17 protein-coding genes are annotated in these 20,860 nt (G+C 36.0%); 10 read left to right on the forward strand and 7 right to left on the reverse strand.

Annotated features, from left to right (window positions below):
* The first annotated feature begins 174 nt into the window (after window positions 1–174).
* Complete coding sequence (locus ACFO5O_RS09700) at window positions 175–909, forward strand: LytR/AlgR family response regulator transcription factor (protein WP_387963242.1); 735 nt, start codon at window positions 175–177, stop codon at window positions 907–909.
* Between the two features lies 1 nt (window position 910).
* Window positions 911–2,890 carry a tetratricopeptide repeat-containing sensor histidine kinase gene (locus tag ACFO5O_RS09705; protein ID WP_387963244.1) on the forward strand — a complete coding sequence of 660 codons (1,980 nt, stop codon included), beginning with the start codon at window positions 911–913 and terminating at the stop codon, window positions 2,888–2,890.
* On the opposite strand, the gene ACFO5O_RS09710 is transcribed toward ACFO5O_RS09705, so the two are convergent.
* Window positions 2,887–3,456 (reverse strand): DUF3109 family protein, encoded by a 570-nt coding sequence (locus ACFO5O_RS09710; protein ID WP_387963245.1) that lies wholly within the window; start codon window positions 3,454–3,456, stop codon window positions 2,887–2,889. The two genes, ACFO5O_RS09705 and ACFO5O_RS09710, sit on opposite strands and share 4 nt — an antisense overlap.
* Window positions 3,457–3,580: 124 nt before the next feature.
* On the opposite strand from ACFO5O_RS09710, the gene ACFO5O_RS09715 reads away from it, so the two are divergent.
* Genes ACFO5O_RS09715 through ACFO5O_RS09725 form a run of 3 tightly spaced genes read left to right on the forward strand, consistent with a single transcriptional unit; the run spans window position 3,581 to window position 4,976 of the window.
* Window positions 3,581–4,168 (forward strand): MarC family protein, encoded by a 588-nt coding sequence (locus ACFO5O_RS09715; RefSeq protein ID WP_387963247.1) that lies wholly within the window; start codon window positions 3,581–3,583, stop codon window positions 4,166–4,168.
* A 2-nt stretch (window positions 4,169–4,170) separates the two neighbouring features.
* The gene (locus ACFO5O_RS09720; RefSeq protein ID WP_387963249.1) at window positions 4,171–4,374 is read left to right on the forward strand and encodes a hypothetical protein; all 204 of its coding nucleotides are present in this window, start codon (window positions 4,171–4,173) and stop codon (window positions 4,372–4,374) included.
* Window positions 4,374–4,976, forward strand: coding sequence for an FAD-dependent oxidoreductase (locus ACFO5O_RS09725; protein ID WP_387963251.1), 603 nt, complete (start codon window positions 4,374–4,376; stop codon window positions 4,974–4,976). The genes ACFO5O_RS09720 and ACFO5O_RS09725 overlap by 1 nt, the downstream gene beginning before the upstream one ends.
* Before the next feature lies 1 nt (window position 4,977).
* Here the strand turns inward: ACFO5O_RS09725 and ACFO5O_RS09730 are convergent, their stop codons facing one another.
* The 5 genes from ACFO5O_RS09730 to ACFO5O_RS09750 form a co-directional block, all read right to left on the reverse strand.
* Entirely contained in the window at window positions 4,978–6,579 is a 1,602-nt protein-coding gene (locus ACFO5O_RS09730) for a S41 family peptidase (protein WP_387963253.1), read from the reverse strand.
* Window positions 6,579–7,010, reverse strand: a complete 432-nt coding sequence (locus ACFO5O_RS09735; protein ID WP_387963255.1) for a deoxycytidylate deaminase — start codon at window positions 7,008–7,010, stop codon at window positions 6,579–6,581. The genes ACFO5O_RS09730 and ACFO5O_RS09735 overlap by 1 nt, the downstream gene beginning before the upstream one ends.
* A 103-nt stretch (window positions 7,011–7,113) precedes the next feature.
* On the reverse strand, window positions 7,114–7,704 hold the full coding sequence (locus tag ACFO5O_RS09740; RefSeq protein ID WP_387963257.1) for a HupE/UreJ family protein: 591 nt from the start codon (window positions 7,702–7,704) through the stop codon (window positions 7,114–7,116).
* Window positions 7,705–7,765: 61 nt separating this feature from the next.
* Complete coding sequence (dinB, locus tag ACFO5O_RS09745; RefSeq protein WP_387963258.1) at window positions 7,766–8,986, reverse strand: DNA polymerase IV; 1,221 nt, start codon at window positions 8,984–8,986, stop codon at window positions 7,766–7,768.
* On the reverse strand, window positions 8,983–11,955 hold the full coding sequence (locus ACFO5O_RS09750) for a DNA polymerase III subunit alpha (RefSeq protein ID WP_387963260.1): 2,973 nt from the start codon (window positions 11,953–11,955) through the stop codon (window positions 8,983–8,985). The genes dinB and ACFO5O_RS09750 overlap by 4 nt, the downstream gene beginning before the upstream one ends.
* A 70-nt stretch (window positions 11,956–12,025) precedes the next feature.
* On the opposite strand from ACFO5O_RS09750, the gene ACFO5O_RS09755 reads away from it, so the two are divergent.
* Window positions 12,026–12,796 (forward strand): XRE family transcriptional regulator, encoded by a 771-nt coding sequence (locus ACFO5O_RS09755; protein WP_387963261.1) that lies wholly within the window; start codon window positions 12,026–12,028, stop codon window positions 12,794–12,796.
* A gap of 147 nt (window positions 12,797–12,943) precedes the next feature.
* A complete protein-coding gene (locus ACFO5O_RS09760; protein WP_387963262.1) occupies window positions 12,944–14,026 on the forward strand; it encodes a formylglycine-generating enzyme family protein in 1,083 nt (360 codons plus the stop codon).
* Window positions 14,027–14,091: 65 nt separating this feature from the next.
* On the opposite strand, the gene ACFO5O_RS09765 is transcribed toward ACFO5O_RS09760, so the two are convergent.
* The gene (locus ACFO5O_RS09765; protein WP_387963264.1) at window positions 14,092–14,811 is read right to left on the reverse strand and encodes a ribonuclease activity regulator RraA; all 720 of its coding nucleotides are present in this window, start codon (window positions 14,809–14,811) and stop codon (window positions 14,092–14,094) included.
* 177 nt (window positions 14,812–14,988) lie between these two features.
* Between ACFO5O_RS09765 and ACFO5O_RS09770 the strand changes: the two genes are divergently transcribed.
* Genes ACFO5O_RS09770 through ACFO5O_RS09780 form a run of 3 tightly spaced genes read left to right on the forward strand, consistent with a single transcriptional unit; the run spans window position 14,989 to window position 20,838 of the window.
* Window positions 14,989–17,535 carry a chondroitinase-B domain-containing protein gene (locus ACFO5O_RS09770; protein WP_387963266.1) on the forward strand — a complete coding sequence of 849 codons (2,547 nt, stop codon included), beginning with the start codon at window positions 14,989–14,991 and terminating at the stop codon, window positions 17,533–17,535.
* 42 nt (window positions 17,536–17,577) lie between these two features.
* On the forward strand, window positions 17,578–18,519 hold the full coding sequence (locus ACFO5O_RS09775; RefSeq protein ID WP_387963267.1) for a sugar phosphate isomerase/epimerase family protein: 942 nt from the start codon (window positions 17,578–17,580) through the stop codon (window positions 18,517–18,519).
* 12 nt (window positions 18,520–18,531) lie between these two features.
* A complete protein-coding gene (locus tag ACFO5O_RS09780; RefSeq protein ID WP_387963268.1) occupies window positions 18,532–20,838 on the forward strand; it encodes a chondroitinase-B domain-containing protein in 2,307 nt (768 codons plus the stop codon).
* The last annotated feature ends 22 nt before the right edge of the window (window positions 20,839–20,860 follow it).

Raw genomic sequence — 20,860 nt, forward strand, 5'->3', positions numbered from 1 at the left:
GTTATTCAGGTGTGTTTGTATTGTTGGTTATAAAAAGTGTATAGTTAGTAATTCTACTTTAGCCTTCCACCTTAAATTTTAACTACACCCATATTTAATCTTAATACACAATAAATAAAGCTATTTATACACAACCAAATTGAGTTGCATCGGTATTTTAGTATCTTTGAGATTATGATTAAAGCTGTAATTGTTGATGATGAACCAAAAGCGATTCAAAGTCTGTCTTGGGAGCTAACAACCTTTAGTGATGAAATTGAAATCGTTGCCACATTTTCAAATCCTGAAGAGGCCATTGCTTTTTTAGACACAGAGCTATTAGATTGTTTGTTTCTGGATATTCAAATGCCAACAATGGACGGATTTCAGTTTTTAGAAAAGTTATCAAATAGAGATTTTGCAGTTATTATAACTACTGCCTATAATGAATACGCTATAAAAGCCTTAAAACATGAGGCGATTGATTACCTATTAAAACCTATAGATTCTGACGATTTGCTAGAGACAATAAAAAAAATTAAAAAATATAATTCGCGAATTATCAACTCTTCCAAAATAGAAACTATTCTCCTCGACTTCAATGAAAAGTTTGACAGAAAAAAAATAACCATTAATTCTGACGGTAAGCTCATTTTTTTAAATGTAGATGACATCGTATTCGTAGAGTCTGACGGCAATTATAGTACTATCGTTCTTGCAGATGGTCAAAAAATGGTCATAACTAAAAAGCTAAAAGAAGTAGATGTGATGCTTCCTGAACATTATTTTTTTAGAATCCATAATTCTTTTATAGTTAACCTCAATAAAATAAAGGAGTTTATTAAAAATGAAGGTTACGTTATTATGGAAACCAATAAAAAAATACCAGTTGCCCGTCAACGTAAATCAGATTTTTTAGAAAAACTATAGCATGATCAATAAAATTAGTTATAGAACTTTATTTAGACCTGTGAAAACCATTTTTTTATTCATTTTCTTTTTTACAATAAGCCTAAGTTTTTCTCAATCTCCTGAACAAACTTTTGAGGAAAAATTAATTATAGCCCAAACTTCAAAACCTAAATACTATTCTACTATCGATTCCCTATTTCGTAAATTCAAAAACGATAGTTTGAAAATGAAGGTGCTAATTGAAAAAGCTAATGAATTCAATTATCCTGAAGGCGAAATTTATGCACGTAATGCCCTAGGAATCATCTTCAGAAATTTAAGTTTATATAATAAAGCAATACTGACGCACCAGAGCGCATTAACCCTTGCCGAAGCATCCAAAAACATAGAACAATCTGTTATTAGCCTCAACATGTTAGGCGTGGTCTACCGACGCATGGATCTCATAAAACCTGCCATTGATTTTCATAAAAAAGCTTATGATATAGCAAGCAGTGTTGAAAATCCAAGTAGTCAAATAAAGCTTAGCATCGCCGTTTCCGAAAATGGAATGGGTAATTTATATCTCACACTTAAGCAATACGAATTAGCACTTGAACAATTTCAAAAATCACTGCAACTTGAAAAAGAAGTTGGAAACCGACTTGGCCTTGCAATTAATTATCAAAACATTGGATATGCCAATGAAGCTTTGGGTGATTTAGACAATGCTCTTATAAATTATAAACTTTCCTTAAGTTTTAATGAGCAAATTAATTCTAATGTAGGTAAAGCCATATGTTATAATAGTATTGGACAAGTTTATATTAAGCAAAAAAAGTACGATGATGCAAAAACAATTATTGAAAAAGGTTTAGAAAAAGCCTTAAGTATGAATGATCAGTTCTATATCACCTTATCCTACATTAATTTGGGCTGGGTACAAAATGAAATGGGATTGAATGCCGAAGCTGAAGTTAATTTAAAAAAAGCACTACTTATTGCTACAGAATATAATCTTAAAACTTCGGTTATAGATGCACATATGCATCTTTCAGAACTTTATAACAAACAAGATGATTTTAAAAAAGCCTTTAACCATTATAAAAACTATATTGAGCTAGACAAAACTATTAATAATGAGCGTAATTTACAGTACGTAAGTGACCTTATCATTCAATATGAGAATGAAGCTAAAAACAACCAGATAAAAGCACTATCAAGTGAAAATGAACTTGTTAGATCTAAATTAGAACGCAACCAAAAAATCTTTTGGATAACACTTTTAAGCCTTATAATTGCTACAATTGTTGCTCTTTTTTACAACAGAACCAAACGTTTACACCAAGAAAAACAAATCTTAACCCTTGAAAAAGATGTTTTGAGAAGTCAAATGAACCCTCATTTCATATTCAATTCACTCAACTCAATTAAGCTTTACATCATCAATAATGAAAAGGAAAACGCTGTTTACTATCTGAATAAATTCTCTAAACTCATTAGAAAAATTCTAATCTCTTCAACCGAAAAAGAAATTTCTTTAGAAGACGAGCTTGAAACAATGCAACTTTACATGAATATTGAAAACATTAGGTTCTCGAATGAAATTGATTTTAAAATTACCGTTGATGATCAAATCAATACCTCAAGTATAAAAGTCCCATCGCTTATTTTACAACCTTTTTTAGAGAACGCACTATGGCATGGCTTATCATCAAAAAAGGAAGATAAAAAGGTACAGCTTCAAGTTTCAAAACCTTCAGAGGAATTTATCACTATAGAAATTACCGACAATGGAATTGGCCGAAAAAGTGCTGAAATTATCAATAAGAATAAAATATTAAAGCGAAAATCAGTAGGAATTTCTATCACCAAAGCTCGATTGACAAATTTCTCAAAAGGTTATACTAAAGATTACAAAATAAAGATTGAAGACTTATATAACGACCAAAAAGAGCCCATTGGCACAAAGGTTATTGTGCATATCCCAATTCGTTCAACAGTTTTAAGAACAGCTTAAGATTTATGCTTTTCTGCAACTTTTTCTAATTCGGCGTACCAATCTTCACCAAACTTTCGTATCAATGCTTGTTTAACAAATTTATAGACAGGAACCTGAAGTTCTTTGCCTAGCGTACAAGCATCATCGCAAATTTCCCATTTGTGGTAATTCACCGCAGAAAATTCACTATAATCCTTAACCCTAACTGGATACAAATGGCATGACACAGGCTTTTTCCAAGTCACTTCGCCTTGATTATGAGCTTCTTCAATGGCACAAAGTGCAGTCCCTTTTCGATCAAAAAAAACATAGGCACAATCTACGCCATCAATTAAAGGTGTTTCAAATTCTCCAAATTCAGTAGTAATAAAAGCACCCTGTTTTTCAATTGCCGCAATACCTTCTTTACGTAAAAACGGTTTTATTTTAGGGTAAATTTCTTTAAGAATTTGGGTTTCAGATTGCTCTAATGGCGCTCCGGCTTCACCGTCTATACAACAAGCCCCCTTGCATGCTGATAGGTTGCATACAAAGTCTTTTTCAATAATATCTTCTGAAACTATGGTTTTTCCTAACTGAAACATGCGGCAAAGATACGCTTAATTCAAAAAGAATTGCTAACCAAAACTACTAATAAACTTTACCATAATTTAATGAGATAAATCATTTACAATTCACGAAATTTGCAAAAAATTAAAAGACAAGCTTGTGGAGTTAAATTTAAAAGAAATTGTTACCGCATTTATGGTTTTATTTGCCGTAATAGATATTATTGGCAACATCCCAATTATTATAGATTTAAGAAAGAAAGTAGGTCATATACAGAGCGAAAAAGCTTCTATTATTGCAGGTGTCATTATGATCTTGTTTTTATTTTTGGGTAAAACCATTTTATCTTTGATTGGTATTGGGGTTAATTCATTTGCGGTTGCAGGGGCATTTATCCTATTTTTTATTGCTTTAGAAATGATCTTAGGTATCACCCTTTACAAACAAGACGAGCATACAGCCATGACTGCCTCTATTTTTCCTTTGGCATTCCCCCTTATTGCCGGACCCGGTAGTTTAACAACTTTACTGTCACTTCGTGCCGAGTACCGTATCGAAAATATTATAATCGCAGTAATTTTAAATGTTATCATTATATTTATTGTCCTTAAAACCTCTGCAAAAATTGAACGTGCTATAGGTCAAAATGGAATTAACATCATCCGCAAAATTTTTGGTGTTGTCCTGTTAGCTATTGCCGTGAAGTTATTTGCACACAATATTAAAGCTTTGTTTGAATTGGCATAATTATGAAAATATTTACACTTGTTTTTACACTAGTAGCAATCGCACTAATTATTTTTAACGCCACAAAAATTGATTTTAACGCTCCTTTTGAAGACCAAAGTGTCGTTGCACTAATTACCATTTTTGCTTTACTATGTGCTGTTGTTTTATTGCAAATATTAAGATTATCTAAACGTGTTCAGCAAGAACTAAAAAACAAAAACTAATGTTTGATGCACTAATTGTTGGTGGCGGTGCTGCAGGGATGTCTTGTGCATTGGTTTTGGGCTCTGCCAAAGATAAAGCCTATGCAAAAGGTAAACGAATTGGTATTATTATGCACCAAAAAACGTCCCACCTTCAAGATGCATTATTCAATAATGTATTAGGAATCGCTCATGGTACATTAGGACAATCCATTTTAGACTCCGGCAAGCAACAGTTGAGTTCGCTTTATCCCCATGTTGAGCAAATTAGTAATGAAAAAGTAAAGGCGATTGAAAAAACAGAAAGTGGCTATAAGGTTTTAACAAATAAAGGGGATTACATTTCCAAACTAGTAGTTATTGCCGTTGGATACACGAATTTACTGACCATTAAAGGTTTAAAATCGTATGTTGAACCTCATCCAAAAGCTGCTATCGAAAAGGAACGTATTTGGTTAAAAAACAAGAATCATCTGGTAGATGACGGCCTTTATGTTGCAGGAACCTTAGCCGGTTGGCGTAGTCAGTTTGCTATTGCGTCAGGAAGTGGTGCTCATGTAGCAACCGATATTTTAACGTTGTGGAACGGAGGACAGCACACCAAAGTGCATGATAAGGTTTAACTTATTCTCTATTAATTTCTTGGCTCAATAAAATAACTTCATCAATCATAACGTCTTTTTCGTTGATGATTTGTTCAGAAGCCCCATTGCCATATAACTGTTCTGCCAAAGCTGCCTTAATTAATTGTTTCATGGCATCATGATAAGCAACGAAGGTAATGTTTGAGCGTTCTCTTAAATTAAAGTACTCCTGAAACCTTACAATGATATCGTCACTGACTCTAAAATTAGTTTTAAAGTCCTCAAAAGTAACCCCGTCATAAACATGTCTGTTTTTGTCCAATTCTTCAAACACAAAGTAACTAATGTATCCTCTTCGGTTAATATAATTCAAGGTTTCATTCTGTACACTGGTATCTAGAGGTACAAAAATATCTGGAATAATTCCACCACCACCATAAACTATTTTTCCTTTTGGGGTTCTAAATTTTAGGGAATCGGCTACTTCAATACTGGTTTGGTCACTGAACTCGCCATTACTTAATCGTTTATAATAATCGTTGTAATAGGTTTCGTTATCGCCATTGTGGTAAGGTCGCTGAATGGAGCGCCCCGTAGGTGTGTAATATCTAGAGACGGTAAGACGAACTGCACTACCATCACCCAAAGCCATTTCGCGTTGTACAAGACCTTTACCATAACTCCTACGGCCAACAATAATACCTTTATCATTGTCTTGTAAAGCCCCTGCTACAATTTCACTCGCAGATGCTGAATTTTCATTTATAAGAATAAAAACTTCGCCTTCTTCAAAATCACCGCGTTTGGTAGCAAAACTTTTCTCAATACGCCCTGATTTGTTCTTGGTAAAGAGTATAAGTTTATTGGCTTCTAAAAATTCATCTACAATCTGTTCTGCTACCCCCAAAAATCCACCGGGGTTATCTCTTAAATCCAAGGCAAGTTGTGTCGCACCTTGTGATTGTAATTCATCTAATGCTACTTTGAATTCTTTATAAGTGGATTCAGCAAAACGATTAATTTTAATATAGCCTAAATTTTTGGTTAACATGTATGAAGCGTCAACACTACTTATTGGAATTTCAGTACGTCTTACCTGAAAATCTAGCAGTTTTGGTTCACCTCTGCGATAAACTTTTAAACTGACTTTGGTATTCTTCTCTCCTTTTAGTTTGTTAACGATAGCTTCATTACTCCATGACTTTCCAAAAATAGAGTCGCCATCAGCCATGATGATACGATCACCGCTTTTAATCCCAGCTTTTTCACTTGGTCCACCAGGGACCGGACGAATAACGGCCACCGAATCTTTGTACGAATAAAAATTAATCCCAATACCAATGAAATCACCTTTCATATTTTCGGTAACACGCTGCAATTCACTTTTAGGAATATACACTGAATGAGGATCGAGATTATCTAAAATGCCATTTACTGTAACATCTACAATGCTATCAGTATTCACATCATCAACATACTCATAATCAATATAATCTATAAGTCTGTTAAGTTTATCTTTTTTGCTGTTAGAAGAAAACAAACGGTCTGAATTATCAGAAAAATTTAATTTTCCACCGATAAACACACCTGCCGCTACGCCTAGCCCAATAACTAACGGAACATATTTCTTTTTAAAAGCCATTATGCACTTAAATCTTCAATTATTTTTAATTCAATTCCTGCCTTTTTAAGGAACTGTAATCCCGAATCATCTCTATAAGCTTTTTCATATACCACCCTAACAATACCCGCCTGGTGTATTAACTTACTACACTCTTTACAAGGCGATAAGGTTATATACAATGTGGCGCCTTTACAGGATTGGGTTGACGAAGCTACTTTTAAAATTGCATTTGCTTCGGCATGTAAAACATACCATTTGGTGTACCCTTCTTCGTCTTCACAATAATTTTCAAATCCTGTTGGTGTGCCATTATAGCCGTCAGAAATAATCATTCGATCTTTTACTATTAGGGCTCCTACCTGCTTTCGTTTACAATGAGATAATTTTCCCCATTCTTTTGCTATTCTTAAATAGGCTTTATCGTATCGTAATTGTTTTTCCTTTGGCATTAACTGTTTAATAATATGAGATTGAATAGTATAACGAATATAAGGGGTTCGTATTTTAAATTGTATAATTTAGCGTTAAAATTTCTTCAAAAATTACAGGCATTTATGAAAAGATATGGTTTGAAATAAGCATTGGAATAATTAGTCCTACTACTACCGCCGAAATAACCATAACCCAATCCCGTTTTGAAAACCGAAATAAGGTCTGGCATAAAAACCCTAAAAAGATGACAATAAATGCAATGATGAGTTGACCTATCTCAATCCCTAATGAAATTTCCAAGATGGCAATAAGCTTATTTTCTGATGCTCGAATTAAAGATTTAAATGCACTAACAAACCCTAGTCCATGTATCAATCCAAAAAATAAGGTTGCAAAAAACAAGATGCCTATTTTTTCGTTTTGTGCCTTTTTACCTGCTGTAAATACATTATACAGCGCTATGATTAAAATGGTTAATGGAATGAGAAACTCAATTAGTTTCAGATTAATACTAATCACATTATAAGCAGCCAAAGCCAGTGATACCGTATGCCCAAGTGTAAATATGGTTACAAGATACAGTACTCGCTTCCAATCTTTAAATAGATACGGCAGTGTTAGAACTATTAAAAAAAGAATATGGTCGTAAGCATTTACGTTGACAACATGATATATACCATGCTGTATATGTGCTAAAAAATCGTCGAGCATAAGTTTATCTGTTTATTTGGGCGTGCTAAAGTTACGATTATTTAGTCACAAAATAAACCTTTTACACTCTTCTATTTGCCAATAATGGAGGTGGCTCCCCTGTAAATGGATTCCACCTACTAATACTTTTCGCTTCCATACCCGCCGCCGCTATAACGGCCCTATCGCCATAGCGTTCACGCATTTTGTCAATGGCCTGACTTAAATGAAGTTGTTTCTCATTGTCCTCAAACAAATTGATTTGATGGCCACCTTCAACCAAATGACTAAACTTCACGCCTATTAACCGCACCAAGAGCCTACGGTTATAAAGCCTTTGAAACAATTCCATAACCACAGGAATGATATTGTGGTCCATGGCACTGTAAGGAATATGCTGTTGTTGCGTGTAGGTTTGAAAGTCGGAATACCTGATTTTAAAGGTGACGCAGGCCGTTAATTTGTTTCCGCGACGCAATTGATAGGCCAAATTTTCGGCCATGGCAATAATGATGCCTTTTAGCTTAACCACATCAGTAGTATCTTTATTAAAAGTGCGCTCCGTAGAAATAGATTTACGTTCGTGATATTGGATTACGGGGCTATTGTCAATACCGTTGGCTTTTTTCCAAATCACCAGTCCGTTTTTTCCAAGCACCCTATACATTAAATCCATAGGCATCTCCTGCACGGTTTGAATACGCTTTACCCCTAAATCGCAAAGCGATTTATAAGTCACTTCACCAACCATGGGAATTTTTCGAACAGACAAGGGAGCTAAAAATGGTTTTTCAGTGCCTTTTAAAATTTGAATTTGATTATTGGGTTTAGCTTCGCCTGTTGCGATTTTCGACACGGTTTTATTAACAGACAACCCAAATGAAATAGGCAGACCCGTCTCCTTGATAATGCGTTGTCGCAGTTCGGAAGCGAGTTTATGGCAACCAAAAAACTTGTCCATTCCTGTAAGATCGATATAAAACTCATCAATAGAGGTTTTCTCATAAAGGGGTACATTTTCCTTGATTACTTCAGTAACATTTTTTGAGAAATTGGAGTAAATCCCAGAATTTCCCCGCAACACAATGGCCTCGGGGCAAAGCAGTTTTGCCATGCGCATGGGCATGGCGGAATGCACGCCAAATTTACGGGCTTCATAACTACATGACGCGACCACACCCCGATCGCTGGTGCCCCCAATAAGTACGGGTTTCCCAATAAGCCGGCTGTCGAGTAGGCGTTCGCAGGACACAAAAAACGTATCCAAATCCATGTGCACTATAGCTCTATTTTCTAAGATCATGCTTCAACAGGTTTAGTGACCTCACTGTACCTTGGATCTTCAATAACCGCCAATTTAAACAACGAAATAACTTCTATATTGACACAATCAAATTCTTCCAAAACCTTGCCCATAATTTTATAGATCCCTGGCCCCCTAAACGGGAATTTGGCAGCAACAGGTGGAAAATGAACCGTGTCAATAAAATCACCATCGCGATCTAAAAAGGTTCCAAAATACATGTGCTTGTTACTTGATGTTACGGTGTGCTTTGTAGTGATTAAGTACCCATCAATGGTGATAACTTTGTTTTTATAGATGATAAGATTTTTTGCTCTCAATTCACTTTTTTGTGGATTTGAAACTAATTTAAAAGGATTGCAAAGCGGAAACCCCAAGAGTTCAATTTGATCAAATGCGTTTTCCAAAAGCGTACTTGGCAGTTGGGGGGTTTTGTAGTTAATGCGATCCATTTTGAACAATGTAATTGTGGATTCTTCGAGAACCACTTTACTGATCTTGAGATGAGCTTCCCAAAGCAATTCACGTTTGTTGACTCCCGTAAATCGGAAAGCATTTATTTTTATCAGTATGGCAATCTGTTCCATCGAAATGGGGACCCGGTCAATAAAATCGTCCAGACTTTTATAGAGGCCTTTTTTTTGGCGTTCCGCAACGAGTTTCTTTATGGTTCTTGTTTCCAACGACTGTAAAAACATGAACCCCAAATAAATGGTGTTGTGTTGTATGATGGCTTCATTAAAACTGTGATTTATGCAAGGAGGCTCAATAGTGCCGCCATGCATTCTGGCTTCGTGTACATACAATTCGGTGCGGTAAAATCCTCCAAAATTATTGATGGTGGCTACCATATATTCTAAAGGGAAATAGGCTTTCAAAAACAAACTCTGATAGCTCTCCACAGCATAAGAAGCCGAATGCCCCTTGGCAAATGCATAACCCGCAAAACTTTCAATTTGCCTCCAGATTTCTGCAGTGAGACTTTCGGGTTTTCCTGCGTGTTTACAGTTGTCAAAAAATTGCTGTTTCACGGCTAAAAATTCTTCCCTAGAGCGAAATTTTCCCGACATGCCACGTCGCAGCCTATCGGCCTCACCCAAACTTAAGCCCCCAAAAAGATGGGCCACTTTAATCACGTCTTCTTGATAGACCATGACGCCATAAGTCTCTGGCATGATATTGAGCAGCACGGGATGGGCGTCCTTTCGGCGTTCGGGATAACGATACCGCAAGATGTACTCGCGCATCATTCCCGATCTTGCAACCCCTGGACGAATAACGGAACTGGCCGCCACCAAACCCAGGTAATTATCGACCTGTAACTTTTTTAAAAGCATACGCATGGCAGGGGACTCCACATAAAAGCAGCCAATGGCCTTGGCATTTCGCAATAAATATTTGATGCGTTCATCCTGTTTAAACCGTTTGATATCGTGAATGTCTATGGGCGTCTTTTCGGGGTGGTTGTATTTTACCACCTCTAAAGTGTCCTTTATTTTTCCCAGTCCGCGCTGGCTTAAAATATCGAATTTGTAAAGGCCAATGTCTTCGGCAACAACCATGTCAAACTGTGTGGTGGGGAAGCCCTTGGGAGGCATAAATGTTGCGGTGTAATAATGAATGGGCCGTTCTGAAATGATAATCCCACTGGCATGAATGCCTAGATAGTTTGGAAAACCTTGGATATAGCTGCTGTATTTGATGACCAACTGCGATAATTTGTCCAAATCCTTGATACGGTATTTGCCCTTGACAAGTACGTCCATTTCAGATTTTGGCAGGCCAAATACTTTTCCCAACTCCCTAACAGAAGCTCTAAATTTAAAGGTATTGTAAACGGTAAGCAGTGCCGTGTTTTTGAAATTTTTAAAGATGAATTGCGTAATGTCGTCACGATCGGTCCATGAAAAATCAATGTCGAAATCGGGAGGATTTTTTCGAAACAGGTTTATAAAGCGTTCAAAATAGAGGTCCAACTCTATGGGATCAACATCAGTAATACGCAATAAATAAGCAACAATACTGTTAGCGCCACTACCACGACCCACATAAAAATAACCTTTGCTACGGGCATATTCCAGAATACGCCAATTAATAAGAAAATAAGACACAAAGCCCTTTTGCTTAATAATGTCCAATTCTTTTTCAATTCGACTATAAATGATGTCATCGGGGTTTTGATAACGATAGGGGATGCCTTCGTAAGTCAGTTTTTCCAATAATTGGAAATCGGAATCTTCACTTAAGGTGAATGTTTTTTGGTTGTTTGGTGTTTCCTGTGAAAAATCGAATTCAATATGGCAATGCTCCAAAAGGGATGCTGTGTTTTTTAAAAGCTCGGGGAATTCTTTATACGTTTTACATAACTCATCATAAGGTAACATCATATCAGTCTCTTGGCCTTGTTCACTTTTTGAAAGCTTACTCAATAAAGTGTTATTGTCAATGGCCCTTAACAAACGATGGGTGTTAAAGCCCTTTTTGTTTTCAAAAGAAACCGTTTGCAAAACCACCAATTTGCCTCTAAAGGCATTCCATTTTGAAAACTTTAGCTTATTAAGGTCTTGAGGCTTGATACCTAAAAATTCATTTGATTTTAGGCTATAAGGTTTATTATGGACATAGGGGTACACTACAAAAGTGTTGTTAAGTTCTGGAGCCTGTTCTGGAATTTTTAACTCAGAATCATGTAAAAATTGAGACAAATAGGCATTGATGTTTTGAAAGCCATTGTTGTTTTTTGCAATGAGAATAAATTGCTGTTGGGCTCCGTTTCTAAAATCGACCCCCAACACTGGTTTGACTTTGTATTTAGATGAAAGGCGTACAACGTCCAAACAGGCCGAAGTTGTATTGATATCGGTCAATGCCAACGTTTGCAAGCCATTTTTTGAAGCAATAGCAAGTAATCGCTCTGGCTTTATAGTGCCATAACGCAAACTGTAGTATGTGTGACAATTGAGATACATTATTTTTACAAAATTAAACTACATTTTATAGTAATTGTTGCTTATATTTGTAGTAATTAATGTTAAAACCATGAAGTACATTCAAGCAAATATTAGGCATTTACGAACCCTTAAAAAATTCTCCCAAGAACGTTTTGCGGACGAATTAGGCTGGTCGCGCTCCATGATTGGATCCTATGAAGAAGGTCGGTCAGAGCCTCCCATAGACCGTTTAATTGACCTGTCTAATTACTTCAACATTCCTATCGATATTTTGGTTAGAAACGATTTACGATTAGCCAAGGACACTTCATTTATTGAGGTGGGCAATAAACGTGTTTTGTTTCCGGTAACGGTCAACGAAAGCAATGAAGACCTTATAGAAATAATTCCCGCAAAAGCATCAGCAGGATATTTAGAAGGCTATGCTGATCCTGAATATATTGAGCAGCTCCAAAAAATCAAGCTTCCCTTTTTACCAACAGGAACACACCGCGCCTTCCCCATTAAGGGCGATTCGATGTTGCCCGTAAAAGACGGCGCCTTTGTGGTAGCCAAATTTGTAGAAGACATGGCCGATATAAAAAATGGCCGAACCTATGTTGTCTTAACTAAAGATGATGGGTTAGTTTATAAGCGGGTAACGAACCAAATTAAAGACAAAGGGACCTTATTGTTGAGTAGCGACAACAAAACCTATAAACCCTATGAGGTTAAAGCAGAAAATGTTTTGGAACTATGGGAATTTACCTGCTGTATCAATACTCAAGAATATGATGAAAAAGAATTAAAATTGAGCAGTATTATGAGCATGTTTCAAGATTTAAAAGTAGAACTTGAAGCTGTTAAAAAAATGGCGTAACAATAACGCTCAACTTAAAAAATATAATTGATCTTTGAAATCGAAAGAAATAATTTTATAAAATAAAAATAGAGTTAAACTAAAAATCATTTCACTTATAGTTACATAAAGCAAATGAATTTAAGACCAAAAAATTACACTGTACTGATGACAGCACCTTTTTTTCAAAAGTCCATAATCACCTTCTTTTTAGGCATTTCATTAATTGGATGTAAGCAAAACAATAACACTTCAAAAACAGATGAATTAGAAGCACTAAACCCTATTGAAACTCCAAACGGAATGGTTTGGGTTGAAGGCAAAACCTTTATCCAAGGTGCTAAATCTGGAGATTCTTATGCCATGCCTAGAGAAAAACCTGCTCATGAAGTGACAGTTGATGGTTTTTTTATGGATATCACTGAGGTTACCAACAAACAGTTCAAAGCCTTTGCGGATGCAACAGGCTACGTTACTGTGGCCGAACGCCCTATTGATTGGGAAATTATGAAAAAGGACTTGCCTGAAGGCACTCCAAAACCAGCCGATTCGGTCTTACAGCCTGGTAGCTTAATTTTCAATAAAAATGTAAATGCCGTTGCCAGTATGAGCAATTACAGTCAATGGTGGACTTGGAAAATAGGCGCCAACTGGAAGCATCCAGAAGGCCCTAATAGCACAATTGACAATAAAGACAACTATCCCGTTGTACATATTGCTTATGAGGATGCTTTAGCTTATTGCAAGTGGGCAAACAGAAGACTACCAACAGAAGCCGAATGGGAGGCTGCTGCTCAAGGTTCGTCAGAAAATCAAATTTATACTTGGGGAAACAATCCAGAAGTTTTAAATGAAAAAGCAAATACTTGGCAAGGCCTATTCCCTATTAAAAATGAATCTAAAGATGGTTTTGAACTGATTGCACCTGTAAAGTCCTACCCTCCAAATAGTATTGGTATTTATGATATGCTAGGGAACGTTTGGGAAATGACCAGTGATCTATTCAATGTGAATTACTACAATGAACTTGGAACTTCAAAACCAATAGTTAATCCTAAAGGTGCGCGTGAGGCTTTTAACCCTAGTAATCCTTACCAAAAAGAGCGCGTTATTAAGGGTGGATCCTTTTTATGTCATGCGTCCTATTGTGCAAGTTTTAGGATTTCTGCCAGAATGGGGATGAGTCCAGATTCTGGATCAGACCATACTGGATTTAGAACAGTTGTAACAAAAAAAATGCTGAAGAATTAGACACTAGATTGTAAACACTTCCATAATTTGGTTATTCTTTTAAAGTAGATAGTTACTTACTTTTGTTATATATGATTTGTTTTCTTCCACTCATCAAAATCTTCCAAGCTTTTTTTGTTTGTAGGTGGATAAAGCCCTAGTATTGATCTTCCTTCATTGACTTTTTCAATTACAAAATTTTCAAATAAGGTCATTTCGATACATTCATTAATTACTTCTTCAGCGATATGCTGCGGAATAACCATGACACCGTCATCATCGCCAACTAAAATATCTCCTGGAAACACAGCTACGTCACCACAGCCAATAGGCACATTAATATCAATAGCTTGATGTAAGGTTAGGTTAGTTGGCGCAGAAGGTCTTTGGTGATAGGCTGGAAAATCCAATTCTGAAATTTCTTTGCTATCCCTAAACCCTCCATCAGTAACAATTCCTGACACTCCGCGTTTCATTAAACGTGTTACCAATATCGATCCAGCCGAAGCAGCCCTCGCATCCTTTCTACTATCAATCACCAGCACTGCGCCTTCTGGGCATTGTTCAACGGCCACCCGTTGTGGATGGTTTGGATCTTGGAATACAGTAATTGGATTTAAATCTTCTCTGGCTGGTATATAGCGTAGAGTAAAAGCTTCCCCAACCATATTGCTTCTCCCCTTTTTCAGTGGAACAACATTTTGGATAAATTGATTTTTCAATCCTCTTTTGAATAAGCTAGTTGCTAGTGTTGCTGTACTTATTTTATGCAATTTATCTCTGTGAGCGCTTGACAATGAATTCATTATACAGTGTTCTAAATGTTAATTTATGAATTAAATTAATAATTATTAAACAAATATACATATATTTGGTAAACCAATCTGGTTAACCAATTTAAAATCTTAACATTAATGCAAACAATTACTATTTTTAAATGCCCCAGTTTAAAATTGCTTTCAAAAGCCCTAACTGTGTTAATCATGATGTTTTCCACATCAAACTTGTGGTCTCAAACCACGCATAATATTACCGATCCAGCACAGCTTACAACGTTATCTGCTTCTCTTGGCCCCGGTGATACGGTTATATTAGCAGATGGCACCTATACTTCTAATGAAATGATAAAATTCATTCCTACGACTGGGACTGCAGCGATGCCGATTACATTTAAAGCAGCCACCCCTGGAGGAGTAAAGTTTACGGGGGGGTTAAAATTAAAAATTGGAGGCGATCACTGTATTGTTGATGGCTTTCACTGGCAAGGCGGTGACGGTGCTAGCAATTTTATTGAATTCAGGGATGGTTCTGATTATGCGTACAATAGCACCATTCAAAATTGTGTCATCGATGGTTTGCAAGGTACTAGTGCTCCCGGAACAAGTGTAAAACATAATTGGATAGTATTGTATGGAAATAATAACACCGTCATTAACTGTTCGTTTTTGAATAAAACAACTTCTGGAAATATAATTTTAGCTGAATATCGATACAATGCTTCTCCTGATGGCAGTGGCACACCAAATACGCGTTGCGATGAAGTTGGGCATATTATAAGCAATAACTATTTCTATAATTATGCGAAAATTGATCCTTCATTAACTAATTCTGGTGATAGTGAAACCATACGTATAGGTACAAGTGAATATCAAAACGTGAATAGTAATGCTCTTGTTAGCAATAATTATTTTGTTCAGGCTGATGGTGAAAATGAAATCATTACCAATAAAAGTAAAGGTAATACGTATACTAATAATACATTCAGAAGATGTAGAGGCTCTTTGGTACTTCGCCATGGCTCACACACTACAGTCGATGGAAATTTCTTTTTAGGCGAAAATGTTGAAGGCACCGGCGGCATCAGAATTGTAGATAGTTACCAAACAATTACCAATAATTATATTCAAGATTGTATTACCGAAAATGATAATGCCATTTGGAATAATGGTATCACATTTTTAGGAGGAAACGATAGTAGTGCTGTTGTTTGTTCATCAACAAGCATGACTAATGGTTATCAAAAAGTTACAAATCTCAATCTATCTAATAACACCATTGTAAACACTAATGCTCCATTGTTTTACAATGTTAACACTGGGACAACCGATCCAACTGGTACAGTTGCTAATAACTTAATTTATTTTGCCGATTCTAATCCAAATACAACTCCAGTTATATCTGGTAATACCGCTACTGCATATGCAGATTTAGGAGTTGGACTAACTTATTCAGGCAATGAATTTAAAGGAACAACTTTAGGCGCAACCAATGCAGGGTTTACTGAAAACACTGGGATTACAGCCACCCCAGATGGAGAAATTTTCTCATTTTCAGGGGCGTCAGGCAAAGGGGCAACCATAAGCAGTGCTCCAATAACTGATGCTATGGTGGGCTATGGAATTGGCGCTTGTTTTGTTAATCATTTAGGTACATCAATAGCTGATGGCAATTGTACCATTGAAATACCCGAGTCCTTAATTGTGAGTAGTCTCCCAACATTAACTTTTGATGCCGGGAGTTACAATGTCACAGTTACGGCTAACGTTAGTTGGACAGCTGCTTCTAATGATGCATGGATAACTATTGACACTAATTCGGCTTCTGGCGATGCGATTGTTTCAGTAACAGTTACCGAAAATACCGACACAAATAACCGCACCGGCTCGGTAACCTTCACTCAAGAGCCAGGAGGTGATGATATCGTAAAAACCTTAAGCCTAACTCAAGAAGGTGCAGATTTAACACAACTCTATGACCTAATTAATACGGGAGATGCGTCAGATCCCGTTACTATCCACTCTTTTTCAAAAGAAGAAGCGAATGGAATTGATAAGTTTAACTATGCCTCAAAAACTTTAGATAAAAATTTTAACACGCACTGGACTGCAGACGATGGTGCTCTTGTGTCAGGAGATTATAAAGGTGATGGTGAATATGTGATTTACGATTTAAGTGAAGAATATCAACTCGATTTAATACAAATCGCGACTGACAATAAAGCTGACCCTTATGGCTTACAAATTTGGGTGTCCACAACAGGAACAGATACAGGTGATTTTACTAAGGCATTGCCAACTACCGGTGATTTACTAATCACAACAACAACTGGGGTATATGACGAATATGATCAGTACCAACTTACAGCCAATGCTCGATATGTGAAATTAATAGGCTACGGAAGATTTAACACAGCAGGTGATACCAGAAAGAGTGTTTGGAATAATATTACCGAAATTGAATTCTACGGTCAAGCAAATTCTCTTTCTACATATGATTATGATTTAAATAATAAGATTTCAATGTATCCTAATCCAGCTAAAGATATATTAACCATAAAACATAATGGAAACAATATTGATTTGGTACAGGTATTTGGAATGGATGGTCGTAAAGTATTAGAAAAAAAGATTCAATCCATTGAAACAGAAATAAAGCTAGATGTATCTTCTATTTCCAATGGCGCTTATATAATAACCATATCTAATAATGCTCAAAACAAACAATCCAAGATGATGCTTGTTTCACATTAAAAAAATAAGAGACGTATGCCCAGCAATAAAATATATAAATCAATGCCTCGAAGAGATTTTGTTAAATTAACCACCTTATCGGCAGCTTCTATTCCGATTTTAGGGTTTACTAATCCCGTTAAAGCGGCAGTGCAATCTGAAGACAAGCTGTCTATAAATATATTTTCAAAACATCTTCAGTTTTTAGATTACAATGAAACTGGTGCTATGGCAAAAGAAATGGGTTTTGACGGTGTAGATTTAACAGTTAGACCTGGAGGCCATGTGATTCCAGAACAAGTCAAACAAGACTTACCCGCTGCGATTAATGCTATTCGTCAAGCGGGTTCAAAATGCAACATGATTACTACCAGTATAGAAAGTGTTGATAACCCTTTAGATGTTGATATTTTGAATTCTGCATCTCAAATGGGCATTAAATTTTATAGAACCAATTGGTTTAAATACACGACCGATGAAAACATGAAAGCTTCTCTTCTTAAGTATCAAGAAGAAATTAAGAAGCTTGGTGATTTAAACAAAAAATTAGAACTTGTAGGATGCTACCAAAATCATGCCGGAACCCATGTAGGTGCTTCATTTTGGGAAGTGAAAAAATTACTAGAAACTGTTGATCCCGATTACTTTGGCACACAATACGATATTCGGCATGCCATGGTTGAAGGTGGCTATTCTTGGGAAAACGGTTTGAAACTCTTGCACCCTAACATAAAAGTAATCGTTTTAAAAGATTATAAATGGGGACGAGTGAACGGTAAATGGGAAGCCATTAATGTGCCTATTGGAGAAGGCATGGTTGATTTTGATGGCTACTTCAAATTACTTAAAAGTTATAAATTAAACCCACCCGTTTCGTTACATCTTGAGTATGATTTAGGTGGAGCCGAAAAAGGAAACACTGAAATTTCAGTAGATAAAAAAGTGGTTTTTGATGCTATGAAAAAGGACTTAAAGACACTCCAAAATTTATGGAATAATGCTTAAAATAAATAACTTATGAAAAAAATCTTATTTGGATTTAGCTGCTTGATTATGCTAATGACATGTCAAGAACAAACAAAATTTAAAAGTTTAAAGGTTACAAACATCAACGAATTAAATGAGGCTTTAAAAAACTGTAAAGCGGGTGATCATATTATTTTGGCAAACGGAATTTGGAAAGATGTTGAAATAAAATTTTATGGCGAAGGCACAAAAGATCAGCCCATTGTATTAAAAGCTGAAACTCCAGGCAAAGTTACCATTGAAGGGGCTTCAAGTTTAAAATTGGGTGGCGAGTATTTGGAAGTGAAGGGCCTATATTTCAAAAATGGATATACCCCTTCAAAATCGATAATTCAATTCAAAATCAGTAATGATACCATCGCAAATCATAGCAAAATCACGCAGTGTGTCATTGAAGAGTTTACTCAACCTGACCGTGATGTTACTGACCATTGGGTTGAGTTTTGGGGCAGACACAACGAATTAAGCCATTGTTATATTGCTGGTAAATCCAATTTTGGACCAACTATTCGAGTATTTTTAAAGGGTAATGAACACATCAAAAATTACCATCAAATCGTTAACAATCACTTTGGACCAAGACCTCGAAAAGGTGGCCCTCATGGTGAAACCATTCAAATAGGCGCCAGTGATACTTCGATGACACCATCCCACACCATCGTTGCCAACAATTTGTTCGACCGATGCAATGGCGAAGTAGAAGTTATTTCAAGCAAATCCAATTTCAATGAGTTTAGAAACAACGTATTTTTTGAAAGTGAAGGTTCCTTAGTGTTGCGCCATGGTAATTACGCCACTATTGATGGTAACATATTTATTGGCAATGACAATTCTAAATTTATCGGCGGAATTCGAATTATAAACACTGGGCATTGGGTGACCAACAATTATTTTTACAAATTAAAAGGGGAATCGTTTAGAAGCCCCATTGCCATTATGAATGGTATTCCAAAGTCACCACTCAACCGTTACAACCAAGTCACGGATGCGGTCATCGCCTATAATTCATTTATAGATTGTAAATCACCTTGGCAATTTAGTGTAGGATCCAACGTGAGCCAAAGCGAAGTATTACCTCCATCCGAAATACGTTCAGCACGACCAGAGCGGGTTGTCATGGCAAACAATCTTATTTACAATGAAGTTCCTGATGAATACCCCATCATAAATTATGATAAAGTGGATGGAGTTACTTTTAAAAACAACATCACCACTAGTGAAAACAAAAGTGAAGTCCAACCTGAAGGTTTGGTGACCAAAGCCATTTCAGTAAATAAAGTGTCTGAACATTTGATAGTCCCTTCAGAAAATATAAATGACATTTATGCAGGATTTGAGTTTGAATCTATTTCAAAAGATATTTTTAGAACAGCAAGAACCTCAACACAAAATAGTATAGGCGCTATAGTAAATCCAGTTCCTGAAAACACGGTTTTGATCGACAAATCAAAATATGGAACCCAATGGTTTAAAGCTGAAGTATCGAGAGCCGAAATCAATACCTTTAACGTTTCAACTGCCGAAGAATTGAAGTCCAAACTAAATGAAGCCACTTCAGGCGATATTATTTTGCTAAACAGTGGTCATTATAATTTAAATACCGCCTTACCCATCAACAAGGAAATCACCATTGCTTCAAATGACAAGAACAACAAGGTAGAACTGATTTTTTCTTCAGAAAAGACCGCGTTTGAAATGCATCCAAAAGGCAAGTTAATTTTAAAAGACGTCATTCTCACGGGAAATAAAGCACAAAATGCCTTTACAACTTTGGACAAAAACATGAGCAAAGCTTATGACCTGAAATTGGAAAATGTTGATATTTCAAATTTCAAATCGGTTTTGGAAGTTTCAAAAGGATCGTTTGCCGATTCTATTACAGTGGCGAATTCAACAATAAAAAATTGTGACAATGGCTTCATGCTAAACAAAGAAACCAATAATGGCGGTGACTACAATGCTGAGTTTGTGACTATAAACAACACATATTTTGATAACATTGGCGGTACCATTTTGGACTTTTATCGTGGAGGTTATGACGAATCTACCATTGGAGGTTATTTGAAATTTAATGAGAATACCGTAACCAATAGCGGTAAAACGCAAAAAGACCAAATATTAATAAAAAACAGAGGTATTGTTAATGTGGAATTATCTAACAATACTTTTGAAAATAACCCTGTGAAATTCATTGCCATTTTATGGGGTGAAAAAGGACAAAAACCCGTAGATAATTCAATTAAAAATTCGGGAAGAATAGAAATTGTTCAAAATTTAGAATTGAAATTAATGTATTAAAACAAAAAAATTGAATTAATAA

The organism is Geojedonia litorea (assembly GCF_042654525.1).
GTDB classification, from domain to species: domain Bacteria; phylum Bacteroidota; class Bacteroidia; order Flavobacteriales; family Flavobacteriaceae; genus Geojedonia; species Geojedonia litorea.